The sequence below is a fragment of the Planctomycetota bacterium genome, from assembly GCA_016235865.1.
GTDB lineage: Bacteria > Planctomycetota > MHYJ01 > JACQXL01 > JACQXL01 > JACRIK01.
In genome coordinates, this window is the sequence record JACRIK010000003.1 from 507,250 (window position 1) to 520,156 (window position 12,907).

Sequence of the window (12,907 nt, forward strand, 5' to 3'; positions counted from 1 at the left end):
GAGAGGATAGGAGAGGGGGGTATTGCATCCGTATGAAGATATTAGTAGTGGGCTCAGGCGGCCGGGAACATGCCCTGGCCTGGAAAATCAGCCAGTCGCCGTTAGTCAAGAAAATCTATGCCGCTCCGGGCAATCCGGGCATGGCGAAGCTGGCCGAATGCCTGCCCATCGCCGCTACCGAAATAGATAAGCTCAAGGAATTTGTCCGGACCGAAAAGATAGACCTGACCGTAGTCGGCCCGGAAATGCCTTTAGTAAATGGCATAGTGAATGAATTCCGCAAGGACAAACTCAAGATATTTGGCCCGACCAAGCTGGCCGCGGAACTGGAAGGCAGCAAGGTTTTCACCCGGGAATTGCTTAAGCGGCACGGGATTCCGTCTCCTTCTTTCAAGGTGGCCGGTTCGCTGGATGAAGCGATGCACTATCTGGCCAAGGTGTCGATGCCCATTGTGATTAAGGCAGACGGGCTGGCCTCCGGCAAGGGCGTGACGGTCTGCGAACACAAGGATATGGCCCAGGACACGGTTACCCGAATGATGAAAGATAAGGTCTTCGGCGACTCGGGCAATAAGGTGGTCATCGAGGAGTTCCTGGTGGGACAGGAGGTTTCAATCCTGGCCTTGACGGACGGTAAGACCATTGCGGTTTTGGAGCCGGCCCAGGATTACAAACGCCTGATGGATGACAACAAGGGGCCTAATACCGGCGGCATGGGCGCATATTCACCGGTTAAGTTTGTCACCTCCAAGATGATGGATAAAATCGTCGGCGAAATAATCGTGCCGACGGTGCACGCCATGTATTCATCCGGCCGGCCTTATCAGGGGGTGCTTTATGCCGGATTGATGGTCTCGCCGGCCGGCATAAAGGTCCTGGAATACAATGTCCGGTTCGGCGACCCGGAAACCCAGCCGCTGATGATGCGCCTGAAAAGCGACCTGGTGCCGCTCCTGATGGCCGTGGTGGAACAGAAACTGGATAAAATCAAGCCCATCGAATGGTATGACGAGCCGGCCGTTTGCGTGGTCATGACCAGCAAAGGTTATCCGTCTAGCCCCAGGACCGGCGACGAGATAAAATTCAGCGGTCTATCAGGTAATAAAAATCTCCAGGCATTCCACGCCGGAACGGCGCTTCAGAATAATAAAGTGGTAACCGCCGGCGGGCGGGTGCTGGGCATTACCGCCCGGGCCCAGAATTTCTCCGTTGCGCGCCAAAAGGCCTACGATGCCGTAAAACAGATATCCTTTGACGGAGCATTCTACCGAACCGATATCGCGAAAGGAGTATAATAGTTTTTGATAGTGCACTTCGTTCCCTCTCCCCATCGAGGAGAGGTTAGGTGAGGGGGTGAGAAGTAAGTGAAAAGAAGAAATGTTGGAATAAGCAGATGTCTTAGAAGAAATCAAACAGATGCGGAAAGGAAGCTCTGGATAATCCTGCGAAATCGTCAATTATGCAATATAAAGTTCAGAAGGCAATTTCCGGTTGACAAATACATTTTAGATTTTTATGCTCCGGAATGTCGGCTTGGGGTTGAGGCCGACGGCGGACAGCATTATGAGGATAAAGGCAGGAAGAAAGACGAAATAAGGACTAAAAGGTTGCTGTTGCTGGGAATTAAAGTATTAAGGTTCAGCGACAGGGATATATTAACTAATGTTAAAGGTGTGGTGGCGGTGATACAGAATACAGTAGAAGCGCAGATAAAAAATCCCCCTCACCTTAGTCCTCTCCCCCGAAGGGAGAGGAAATGGGTGGGAAATAATAAATGATGAGTTTTCTCCTCTCCCCCGAGGGGAGAGGTTTGGTGAGGGGGTAATTTAATAAATGTTCAACACATTAAAAAAGCGCCTGATAATCAGTTTCAACCTGATTTCGGCCATTGCCTTTCTGCTGGTTTTTGACCATTACCTGGGCGGCCGGCAGACCGGGTTTTACCTTATCCTGGCCGGGTTTTCCTCGCTCTGCTTCTATGAATTCGCCAAACTCTACTGGAACATCAATATCAAACTGCCCTGGCATTTCCCGGTCATGACCGGCCTGTGCGGGATAGTCATCCTCTGGATATTCTGGACCTTCCCCAAACTCATCGGGTTCTCAAAGGCCGCCGACTATCTGATATTCATAATGTGGGATATGCCGCTGCTGCTGACCTTTACCGTGTTCATTGTCATCGCTATTTTATACTATCTTAAGCGGATAGATGATTTCCACCAGATTCTTATCCTGTTTGTCGGGTTTGTCTACGTCTACCTGCCCATCTGGTCCATCGCCCGGATGAGGGCCAAGGGCATAATCCTGGTGCTCTATTTCATCGCCATGGTCAAGGCCGGCGACAGCATCGCCTATTTTTGGGGCACCCGCTTCGGCCGGCACAAGCTGGCCGAAAAGGTCAGCCCGAATAAGACCGTGGAGGGTTTTATCGCCGGGCTGCTGGGCGCCGCCGTCATCGGCATGGTTATTTTCTACCTCCTGCCGCCCCGGATGTTCAGCATGGATGTCCTGCCGCCTTTCTGGCTGATATTTATCGTCAACCTGGTGATTGTCTTCGTGGCCCAGCTGGGCGATTTGTTCGAGTCGTATATCAAGCGGACCTGTAACGTCAAGGATTCGGGCAACGTGCTCGGTCCGATGGGCGGGATTCTGGATTTGAGCGACAGCTTATTGCTGGCCGCTCCGGTCGCGGCGTTCCTATTGTTAAAATTGTATTGACCGGCTAAACTGGCCAGACCGGCCAACCGGCTTAACTGACTATATGAAATTCCGGCGTAAAATTAGATTGCCCGACAATATGGATTTCGTCCAGTCATTCGGCCCGTATGACTCATATCTGAAACTCATCCGCAATAAACTGGGCGTCAAGATAACCATGCAATCCTCCCGGGGCGGCTGCCGGGAGCTGGTCATTACCGGCCAGAAACAGCCGGTGGAAACCGCCTTTAATGCCCTTTCCCGGATGGCCACTTCCCGGACGAACAATGAAGAAACGGTGCTGAATCTGATAAACAACAAGCCAAACAATAACAGCTGCGCTCCGGATGCGCTGAACGCCCAGCCGCATTCCGCGCTGGCCCAGGACGTCTTTGCCGTCAAGGCGCGCACCGATGGTCAGGAGGGCTATCTCAAATCCCTGTGTGAAAACGACATCGTGATTGCCATCGGCCCGGCCGGCACCGGCAAGACCTATCTGGCCGTGGCCCGGGCGCTGGTATCATTCAAAAAAGGCGAGGTGCGCAAGATAATCCTGTGTCGCCCGGCGGTCGAGGCCGGCGAGCGGCTGGGATTCCTGCCCGGCGACTACCAGGAAAAGGTCAATCCCTACCTTCGGCCGCTCTATGACGCCCTGAACAGCTTCCTGGAATTTCAGCAATTGCGGCGTCTGATGGAGACTGAGATTGTCGAGGTGGTGCCGCTGGCCTATATGCGCGGGCGCAACCTGGATAACGCCTTCATGATTCTGGACGAGGCCCAGAACTCCACCTCGGAGCAGATGAAGATGTTCCTGACCCGGATGGGCCGGAATTCCAAGATAGTGGTTACTGGCGACATCACCCAGATCGACCTGCCGGTCGGCAAGGCCTCCGGGCTGGTCGAGGCCCAGTCCATCATCGCCAATATTCCGGGTATTGCCTTTTGCTACCTGACCCGGGCCGATATTGTCCGGCACCCGCTGGTCCAATCCGTGGTTGACGCCTACGAGGTCAAACGGCACCAGAAGGGTAAGCAAAAATAAGCCTTCACCACGGAGACACGGAGGTTTCTCTGTGCCTTCCGCGCCTCTTATACGCTCTACACTCCACGTTTCACGCTATACGACGTAACCAACCACATACGGATTAAACGTCACGCGTACCCGATGCGCTTCAGCCACTGGCTAAATGCTCCCGACCAGTGCTTCGCACAGGGTTCAGTATTTACGCGGCTTGTCGGGGTATTTAACCACGGAGACACTGAGGCACAAAGCCGTTATTTCACCTCCGGCCGGGGGGCTTCCAGCCTTTTGACCTTATCCCCCCATTTTATATATTCCTTTTCTGTAAGTTCGGGTCCGGTGTATTCCTCTTCTTCATATAAATCTTCTACATCTTCCGGAAAACGATACCGCTTGGAAAACACGACCCCGATATCCGCTTTATTGCAGATATTTATTACGGTGACTATATCCTGCCAGGGGACATTGGGCGCGGGATTGATAACAATCGGAACGATATTGTAACAAGAAAATTCCCAGCCATCTAGCACTGTAATTGGATAAGCATTAGTTTGCACCCCCGCTTCTTTTAGAATACGGACATCTTCACGGATAATCGATTCCGGTTTGTCAAAACTTTTCACTGTATTTGACCCTATTCTTAGTTTGGTCTTGCCTGCGCCGGTATCCCATTCCATATAATACCCTAATCTCGTCCAGTATCGGGTCAACAACAGATGTAGGTTGCATACCCTCATCCTTTGGCAATGGGATTTCCAGTGTGCCCATGGTATTTTTGGGTGTCGTGAATGACAGGGAGTATATCCAGATGCCGAGCATAACGGTTATCACGGTGCAAACGATGATATAATTAAAGCGGTAAAACATATAAAACCCCTTTATAATTAGGCTTCCCAGCCCACCTATCTAAACGATAAAACACCCTTGGCGGACTAATTTATCTGGGAATTTTGGTCAGATACAGACAACAGGAGTAAACGGATTTAACTGATGGATAATCAGGCCCGGGGCGTCCGGATTATTTCTATCAACCGGAGATGACTCCGATGCATCGGCCACACAGGGTCGGGTGCGCTGTAGTTTTACCTACGTCCGCAGTGGAATTCCAGCAGCGGGCGCATTTCTGGTTTCCTGATTTGGCTATGGCTACGCCCATTTGCATCTGGTCAGCCGCCTTTTGGGCCGGTTTCTTGATGACCTTGACGGACGAGACCTTGTGGATGGTTGCCAATTCCTTTTCGTATATCATCAGGAATTCCAACAAGTCCGCCCCGTCGGTATATAATGTTACGTCGGCCTCGATGGATGAACCGATCTGGCCGGCCTTGCGCAGAGTTTCTATCTCCTTGGTCACCTCGGAGCGGATCAGGAATATCTTTTTCCAGTTCTCGTCCAGCTTGTTGTCAATCTTGGTCGGGTCCACCTTGGGCCAGTCGAGTAAGTGGACGCTGCGTGGGAGTTTTGCGTCCGGCGTTTTGCGCCCTGCGTTGACAAACAGGATATTGTCCCAGATTTCCTCGGCTGAGTAGGAGAGAATCGGGGCAACGAGTTTGACCAGCGACTGGAGTATCTCGTTTAAGGAGGTCTGGGCCGAGCGGCGCTCGATTGACTTGGCGCCGAAGGTATAGAGCCGGTCTTTCAATATGTCAAAGTAGAACGAGCTCATCTCGACCACGCAGAATTCATAGACCTCGCGGAAGACCTTGTAGAACTCAAAGTTGGCGTAGGATTGGGTGGTCATGTCAATCAGGCGATGGAGCTTGTTCAATGCCCAGCGGTCGATTTCCAGCATCTGGGCGTATTTTACCGCGTCGGTGTCCGGATTGTAATCATAGAGATTGCCCAGCATATACCGGAAGGTATTGCGGACCTTGCGGTAGGGGTCGGCCTTTTCCTGCAGGATTTCCAGCGATATCGGGATGTCCTCGGTGAAGTTGATGGATGAAATCCAGAGCCGGAGGATATCAGCCCCGACCTTGGCGACCATCTCGTCCGAGGTCATAGCGCCCTTGGACTTGGAGAGCTTTTCGCCTTCCGGCCGCTTGACAAATCCGTGGATGAGCACGTTCTTAAACGGCGCCACACCCCGGGTCATGACCGAGGGTAACAATGATAACTGGAACCACCGGGCCGGTTGGTCCGAGCCCTCGAGATATAAATCAGCCGGGAATTGCAGGTCTTTGTTTTCTATGACGACCGAACGGAAAGACGAGCCGGATTCAAACCAGACGTCAAAAATGTCGTTTTCTTTATTGAATTCGGTAGAGCCGCATTTGCATTTGACGCCGGCCGGCATGAGTTCGGCGGCCGACTTGATGAACCAGGCATTGGCGCCCTCTTTGGCGAATATGCCGCGGACGTGGTCAATGACCTTGACGTCGAGCAGGGACTGGTTGCATTTGGCGCAGTAGAAGATGGGTATGGGCACGCCCCAGTTGCGCTGGCGCGAGACGCACCAGTCGGGCCGCGATTCCAGCATTGAAACAGTCCGGTTTTTGCCCCATTCCGGAACCCACCGGGCCTTCTTGACTTCTTCAATGGCTTTTTGCCGGGCCGAGTGATTGTCCACCGAGATGAACCACTGTTCGGTGGCCCGGAATATGAGCGGTTTCTTGCAGCGCCAGCAGTGCGGATAGGAGTGGACCACATCCACTTTATTCAACAGCAATTTCTGGTCGGTGAGCATCTGGCAGATTTTCGGGTCGGCGTCGAACACCCGCTCGCCCAGGAATACCCCGGCCTCAGGCGTAAATCGTCCGGCCTTGTCCACCGGGCTGATGACCGGGAGTTTGTATTTCAGGCCGCTTTCGTAGTCCTCGATGCCATGGCCCGGCGCGATGTGCACGATGCCGGTGCCGTCCTCCAAGCTGACATAGTCGGCCAGGATGACCTGGCAGGTGCGCTGAACAAAGGGATGATTATAGGCCAGGCCTTCCAGGGTCGCGCCCTTGACCTTGCCCAGAATCTTATAGTCAGTCACGCCAATCAGGGCCATGACCTTTTCCACCAGTCCGGCTGCCATAATCAGGACATCGCTACCTGTTTGCACTAAGGCGTATTCAAATGCCGGATTCAGCGCCACGGCCACATTGGCCGGCAGGGTCCAGGGTGTCGTCGTCCAGATGAAGAAGGACACGATCGAATGACTAATGTCTAATGACGAACTCGAAGAGACCGCGCCCAACGAATGACTAACCTTGGATGTTAATTCCTTTGTCTGAGCGTCGGTCAGCGGGAATTTGACGTAGATGGACGGGCTGGTTTCGTTGGAGTATTCCAGTTCGGCCTCGGCTAAGACGGTCTCGCAGTGCATGCACCAGTGGATGGGCCGGAGCTTGCGGTAGATATAGCCGCTCTTGACCAGGTCGCGGAATACTTCAATCACGCCGGCCTCGTAAGACGGATTCAGGGTCAGGTAGGGATTATCCCAATCGCCGAAGATGCCCAAGGCCCGGAATTGTTTGCGCTGGATGTCGATGAACTTGCGGGCGTAGGTCTCGCATTCCTGGCGGATTTGTGATTGCGATACGGTCTTGGCCTTGGGCCCGAGTTCGTTTAAGACCTTGTGCTCAATGGGCAGTCCGTGGCAGTCCCAGCCCGGGATATAGGGCGAGTAAAAGCCCTGCATGGTCTTGAACTTGACCACGATGTCCTTGAGGATTTTATTCAGGGCCGTGCCGATATGGACGTTGCCATTGGCGTAAGGCGGCCCGTCATGCAGGATGTACTTGGGCCGGCCGTGGTTCTTCTTCAATATTTCGTGATAGAGGTCGAGTTTGGCCCACTGGCCGCGGATAATCGGCTCTTTCTTGGTCAGGTCGGCCTTCATCGAGAAGTCGGTCTGGGGCAGGTTCAGGGTCTTTTGGTAATCGGTCTTTTCGGTTTGGGACGCTTCATTCATAAAATACGCTCACTTTAATAAATATTTTTCGGATAACGAAAGAGTTATTATATACCAAACAGGGTGAGCGTGGTCAATATTTATAACCACAGATCCTTACAGGACAAGTTTGCACAGATTACTCAGACGAACAAGAATCTGTTCATCTTAATGGGTTGACAACCAGCGGTTTCTGAATCTGGTCAATACCTGAGCCGGGTTAATCAATCCGCCGGCAGATGCTCTGCATAATCTGACGGCCGTCTATCTCCACTATGCTGGTGCTGACCGAGACGTGAGCCAGTGTGCCGTCGGCCCGGTATAAATAATTGCTTTTTACCTGGCTTTTGAGCTCTTTAATATTTTTTCTGATGAAGTCCCGGTAAATGCGTCTTTTATCGGGCGGGATGAGGATGGAGTAATGCGCGCCGATGATGTCGTGCTTGGACCGGCCGGCCAGGCGTTCGGCCTGGTGGTTGCAGTCGATGAACACGTTCTTTTCCGCGTCCACCAGGAAGATGGCGTCGTTGGCATTTTCGAACAGGTTGCGGAATAGTTTTTCTGATTTGGCCAGTTTTTGGTGCGCCTGGTCCAGCTGGTTGGATAACAGCCGGATTTGGCCGGACAGGTCATTTTTCTTTATCAGGCTGAAGACTTTCTGGGCCGGCGTGCCGCTGGCTACCTGAAAGACCAGATGTTTATCCACGCCCAGAACTGAAGCCAGCTCGTCCAGCTTGCCGATGCGGGGCACCGGATATTTGCCAATCCTAAACTCGTGGAAATTCTTCTCGTCCATTTTCCAGCGCTGGGCAATCTGGCGACTGGAGATGTCCGGGCCGAGCACCAGGCGGATGAATTTGTAGAGATTGAGGGATTTGGCCTGGAGCGGACTTCTTGTTTTAGGCGGCATAATTCAACTCCTGTCTGGTTACCGATATTATAGGTGGTTAACGAGTATTTTTACGCCGATGGCGATGAGCACCAATCCACCGACGGCTTCTATCTTACTGCCGAAGATGTGTCCAAACTGGTTGCCGGCATAAATACCGATAAATGAGACGATAAAGGTAATCGCGCCGATGATGATGACCGGCAAGATAATAACCGTATCCAGAAACGCCAGGGTGACGCCGATGGCCAGGGCGTCGATGCTGGTGGCGATAGAGAGCGTCAGCAGGACGTAGATATTGAGCGGGTCGCTTTCCTTTTTTTCGCCCTCTATCTTGAACGATTCGTAAATCATTTTGCCGCCCACCAGGACCAGCAGGCCAAAGGCAATCCAGTGGTCGAAGCCGGTGATGAGGTTTTTCATGCCCACCCCGGCCAGCCAGCCGACGCAGGGCATGACCGCCTGGAACAGGCCGAAGAACAGGGAAATCTTAACGGCGTGGCGCACCTTAAGATTGCGGATGATGATGCCGCTGGTGATGGAAACGGTGAAGCAGTCCGTGGCCAGGCCCAGGGCGATGATTAGCGTGGTTAAGATGTCCATATCCTTAAATTGATAAGCGGGTTTAAATGTTTTGGTTAGAGCCGTTTGATAACGCCATTGATCAGGGCGCTCAGGTGCGGTTCGGCGCCGTTGGCAATGTGGATGATTTCTTCGATATTCACCGGCTTGATAGCCTCGGGCGTGGCTAAATCAGTCACCACCGCCAGGGCCAGGACGCGCAGGCCGGAATGGACCGCCACAATCACCTCCGGTACGGTGGACATGCCGACCACGTCAGCCCCGATGATGCGAAGCATCCTGTATTCAGCCGGGGTTTCCAGGGACGGGCCGGTCATCGCGGCATAGACCGCGCGATAGGTCTTGATATTATTTTCCTCGGCCACCTGGGAAACGATTTCAAGCAGGACCTTGTCATAGGTGTTATACATATCCGGGAAGCGCGGGCCGAGCTGCTCGTCATTGGGGCCGATAAGCGGATTGGTGCCCAGGAGATTGATATGGTCCTTGACCAGGACGACCATTCCGGACGGGCAATCGGCATTGACGCTGCCCACCGCGGCCGAGACAATCAGGGTGTTTACGCCCAGCGCTTTCATGACCCGGACCGGGAAGGTGGTCTGTTGTAGGTTGTAACCCTCGTAATAATGGAATCGGCCGGCCATGGCCATGACCGGTTTGCCGTGGATTTTGCCGAAGACTAGCTCGCCCTTGTGGGTCATGACGGTCGAGACCGGGAATCCGGGAATCTCGGTATAGGGCACGATGGTTTTGTCGGCGACTTCATCGGCGAAATTGCCCAGGCCGGTGCCCAGGATGATGCCGATTTCGGGTGAGAACCCTTTTATTTTGGAGCGGATGAATTCGGCGGCCTGGTTGACTTCTGCGCTGATGTTATTCTTTAATTCTGTCATTATTTTCAGTTATTTTCCTCCTAATAATTTAATCTTGGTGTCGATGGCGGTCTTGTTGTTGGTATAGACCAGGGTATTGACGAAGCGGTAGCGCAGGAGCTGGAAGGCGTCCAGGGCCTGGGGCTGCTGCTTGTTGTCATATAGTTTTTCGGCCAGCTGCCGGACCAGTTCCGCGTCGTCCTCGCGGCCTTTCTTTAATTCCTCAAGTTTATCCCTGGGCCGGTATTGCTTGAGCAGGTCCTGCAGTTCCCGGTTCGGCCTTTTTTGCAGCGCTTTATTAAAAGATTCCTCAGCCTTGAGTATATTGCCGCCCCGGTAGATGCAGAGCATGCCTAAATCGAAGAAATCCCGGGCGTCCAAATCCCAGGAATTGGTCAGGCAGATTTCCCAGTCGCGGATGGAGATTTCCTGGAACTTTAATGGCGGGCTGTCCTTAAGGGTAAAATAAATAAGGCCGCTTTTGGCGTCTATCGAGGATATTTCCTTGCCCTGGAGCACGGGCCGGTCAAGCTTACGCTTTTCGAACCGGTCAATAAAACGGTCAATCAGGCCCTTTTCCATTTTCATCAGGGACAAGTATTGGGCGAATTTTTCCTGGTATTCCCTGGTCTGGAACGTGCTTTTCGCCTGGCTTTCCGCTTTGGCCCATTCGTCAAACTGGCCGCTTTGCAGGAACCAGAAGAGGGGTGTCAGGTATTGCGGGAAGATGGCGGTTTCCTTCTGCAGTTCCTGCTTGTGTATTTCACCTTTCTGGCCGTCAAACCAGTCCAGGTAATCCTTTATCCGGTTCTCTATTTCTTCCACGCCGTAGGTGCTCCGGGCCGCGGACAATAATTTCTGGGCCTCGGTTAACTGTCCCTTGTCCTTGAGGTCTTCCACCCTGAGCAGCAGGCCGGAGAATGATTTTTTGGCCTGGGATTCCACCTGGCGGTAATAATTCCTGGCGATATTATCATAGACGGTATTCTGATAAGCGGGATTGTCGGCAAAGGCGGTAATGGATTTAAGCGCCTGGGCAAACCTCTCGCTCTTAACGGAGATTTCCGACTGTTCTTTGAGCGACTGGTATTTTTCGCCTGTGGCCCTGATCGAATCAAGCCATTTGATAAGGACGGTTTTTTTGGTTTCCACCCGTTCCTTCACCGATGTAAACCGCGGGTATTGGCTGCTGAATTTATCTAATTCAGCCGACGAGTTCTTTACGAATTCCTGGGCCAGGTTTAAGGCATCGCCTTCCCCGGCAGATTCGAGAATTACTTTGAGGCTGGCATTAATCCGGCTTTCCAGCTGGCCTAAAGAAGCCAGGACTTCGTCGGCCAGCAGGCGTTGCTTTTCTTTTTCCTCCAGGGCCTTGATAAGCTGGTTCAGGCGGCCGACGCCTTCCCGGGCATTCTTTACCAGTTTGGAGCGGGCGCATTCGGTGATGATGCGTTCGTATAACGGGATTCCTTTGTTAATCGCATCCCTGGTGCTATCGGGCGTAAGCCCGGCTTCGTAAGCGCGGGCCTTGCTCAGATATTCCTGGGCCAGCTTTTCTTCGTAGTCGCTTGACCCGGTGGCTGTTATCGCCGTTGACGTGCCGGTTATTCCGCCCGTTGAATCACCGGTGTTTGCGGGCGTCTTTTTTATGTCAGAATAATAATGGCCCAGTAGGAATATTACGCCGATGGTCATTACCAAAAGAATAGCCGGTAAGCCCAGCCGGACAAAAGGCGATTTACGCAATGCCTTTTCCGCTTCGGGCAATTCCGGCCCGGCCGGGACAAGTGGAATGTCGGCTATCGGCTTGGGCCGGTCCGGGTCAAGCTCGTCTTTTAAAACCTTAAGGTCTTTTATCAGTTCGGCCGAGTTGGCATAACGCTCATCTATCTTTCGCTTCATCATCCGGCTGATAACTTTAACCACCGAGTCAGGGGCCGAAGGCAGGATTTCTTTCAACGGCCTGGGGTCTTCCCTTAATTTCTTGACGATAATATCCTTCACCGAGGAGGCGCTGTAGGGCGTTGAACCCGAGATGATGCGGTAGAAACTGGCACCTAGCGAATAGATATCGGACCGGTGGTCAACGGCCTTTCCCTGGGCTTGTTCGGGAGCCAGGTAATGGGGCGTGCCCATCAGGGTGTTGGACTGTTTTTCCTGCTGCGAGGAAGAAACGCTTTTGGCCAATCCTAAATCGCCGATTTTTACGATATCGTCTTCGCTGATCATCAGGTTGTCCGGCTTGATGTCGCGGTGGACAATGCCCTTCTTTTCGGCATACGAAAGACCGGCCGCCGCATCCAGCATCATTTTGACCGACTGGAACAGGGGTAGGCGGGTCCGCTTTATCAGCAGTTCCTGGATGCTTCCGCCGGACATATACTCCATGGAGAAATAATAGATGTCTTCCGGGGTACGCCCGACATCATAGACCTGGACGATATTATTATGGTTTAACTGGCCGGCTGAACGCGCTTCCTGCAGGAACATCTCGATAAAGGTCTTGTCCTTGAGCATGTCCTCGGAAAGTATTTTCAGGGCCACGGTCCGTTTGAGGGAAATCTGGAGCGCCTTATAAACCGTGCCCATGCCGCCCCGGCCGATTCTTTCTATGATGGAATAGCCGCCGACGATCTTGCCGACCAGCGATTTCTGCTGGGCGGCCGGGTCGTCCGAGACGAACGAAAAAATGGTGTCGCCCACCTGGATCATATCGCCGGGTTTAAGCAGCCGCTCCCTGACCCGGGCCCGGTTGACAAAGGTGCCGTTGAGCGAATCCAGGTCGGAAAGATAATAACCGTCCGGCCGATGCTCTATCTTGAAATGGAGCCGGGAGACCATCGGTTCGGTGAGCATGATATGGGCCGAAGTATCCCGTCCGGCAAAAACGGTCTTGCCGACGGTTATCTCTAAATCCTTATTCGGACCTTTTTCTACAAGTAATTTAGGCATGGATTCTAATTATA

11 protein-coding genes are annotated in these 12,907 nt (G+C 52.9%); 4 read left to right on the forward strand and 7 right to left on the reverse strand.

Translation table 11 applies throughout. From position 1 onward, the window contains the following. Window positions 1–32 precede the first annotated feature (32 nt). The 4 genes from purD (at window position 33) to HZA49_03710 (ending at window position 3,739) form a co-directional block, all read left to right on the forward strand. The gene (purD, locus tag HZA49_03695) at window positions 33–1,295 is read left to right on the forward strand and encodes a phosphoribosylamine--glycine ligase (GenBank protein MBI5778543.1); all 1,263 of its coding nucleotides are present in this window, start codon (window positions 33–35) and stop codon (window positions 1,293–1,295) included. Between the two features lie 69 nt (window positions 1,296–1,364). After that, a complete protein-coding gene (locus HZA49_03700) occupies window positions 1,365–1,778 on the forward strand; it encodes an endonuclease domain-containing protein (protein ID MBI5778544.1) in 414 nt (137 codons plus the stop codon). 55 nt (window positions 1,779–1,833) lie between these two features. Then, window positions 1,834–2,718, forward strand: coding sequence for a CDP-archaeol synthase (locus HZA49_03705; GenBank protein ID MBI5778545.1), 885 nt, complete (start codon window positions 1,834–1,836; stop codon window positions 2,716–2,718). A gap of 79 nt (window positions 2,719–2,797) precedes the next feature. Next, window positions 2,798–3,739, forward strand: a complete 942-nt coding sequence (locus HZA49_03710) for a PhoH family protein (protein MBI5778546.1) — start codon at window positions 2,798–2,800, stop codon at window positions 3,737–3,739. Between the two features lie 233 nt (window positions 3,740–3,972). On the opposite strand, the gene HZA49_03715 is transcribed toward HZA49_03710, so the two are convergent. From HZA49_03715 to HZA49_03745, 7 genes are all read right to left on the reverse strand, one after another. Then, window positions 3,973–4,341 carry a hypothetical protein gene (locus tag HZA49_03715; GenBank protein ID MBI5778547.1) on the reverse strand — a complete coding sequence of 123 codons (369 nt, stop codon included), beginning with the start codon at window positions 4,339–4,341 and terminating at the stop codon, window positions 3,973–3,975. Then, on the reverse strand, window positions 4,328–4,585 hold the full coding sequence (locus tag HZA49_03720; GenBank protein MBI5778548.1) for a hypothetical protein: 258 nt from the start codon (window positions 4,583–4,585) through the stop codon (window positions 4,328–4,330). Before HZA49_03720 ends, HZA49_03715 begins: the two co-directional genes overlap by 14 nt. A 160-nt stretch (window positions 4,586–4,745) precedes the next feature. Then, on the reverse strand, window positions 4,746–7,619 hold the full coding sequence (ileS, locus tag HZA49_03725) for an isoleucine--tRNA ligase (GenBank protein MBI5778549.1): 2,874 nt from the start codon (window positions 7,617–7,619) through the stop codon (window positions 4,746–4,748). A gap of 199 nt (window positions 7,620–7,818) precedes the next feature. After that, the gene (locus HZA49_03730; GenBank protein MBI5778550.1) at window positions 7,819–8,508 is read right to left on the reverse strand and encodes a PAS domain S-box protein; all 690 of its coding nucleotides are present in this window, start codon (window positions 8,506–8,508) and stop codon (window positions 7,819–7,821) included. 27 nt (window positions 8,509–8,535) lie between these two features. Continuing rightward, complete coding sequence (locus tag HZA49_03735) at window positions 8,536–9,090, reverse strand: manganese efflux pump (GenBank protein ID MBI5778551.1); 555 nt, start codon at window positions 9,088–9,090, stop codon at window positions 8,536–8,538. Window positions 9,091–9,125: 35 nt separating this feature from the next. Continuing rightward, the gene (locus tag HZA49_03740; GenBank protein MBI5778552.1) at window positions 9,126–9,962 is read right to left on the reverse strand and encodes a purine-nucleoside phosphorylase; all 837 of its coding nucleotides are present in this window, start codon (window positions 9,960–9,962) and stop codon (window positions 9,126–9,128) included. 9 nt (window positions 9,963–9,971) lie between these two features. Further along, the gene (locus HZA49_03745; protein ID MBI5778553.1) at window positions 9,972–12,893 is read right to left on the reverse strand and encodes a protein kinase; all 2,922 of its coding nucleotides are present in this window, start codon (window positions 12,891–12,893) and stop codon (window positions 9,972–9,974) included. Between the last annotated feature and the right edge of the window lie 14 nt (window positions 12,894–12,907).

Coding starts and splice junctions, on each gene's coding strand:
- HZA49_03720 (MBI5778548.1), bottom strand. CDS start 4,585: ATGTTTTACCGCTTTAATTATATCATCGTTTGCACCGTGATAACCGTT.
- HZA49_03740 (MBI5778552.1), bottom strand. CDS start 9,962: ATGACAGAATTAAAGAATAACATCAGCGCAGAAGTCAACCAGGCCGCC.
- HZA49_03730 (MBI5778550.1), bottom strand. CDS start 8,508: ATGCCGCCTAAAACAAGAAGTCCGCTCCAGGCCAAATCCCTCAATCTC.
- HZA49_03745 (MBI5778553.1), bottom strand. CDS start 12,893: ATGCCTAAATTACTTGTAGAAAAAGGTCCGAATAAGGATTTAGAGATA.
- HZA49_03705 (MBI5778545.1), top strand. CDS start 1,834: ATGTTCAACACATTAAAAAAGCGCCTGATAATCAGTTTCAACCTGATT.
- ileS (MBI5778549.1), bottom strand. CDS start 7,619: ATGAATGAAGCGTCCCAAACCGAAAAGACCGATTACCAAAAGACCCTG.
- HZA49_03710 (MBI5778546.1), top strand. CDS start 2,798: ATGGATTTCGTCCAGTCATTCGGCCCGTATGACTCATATCTGAAACTC.
- HZA49_03735 (MBI5778551.1), bottom strand. CDS start 9,090: ATGGACATCTTAACCACGCTAATCATCGCCCTGGGCCTGGCCACGGAC.
- purD (MBI5778543.1), top strand. CDS start 33: ATGAAGATATTAGTAGTGGGCTCAGGCGGCCGGGAACATGCCCTGGCC.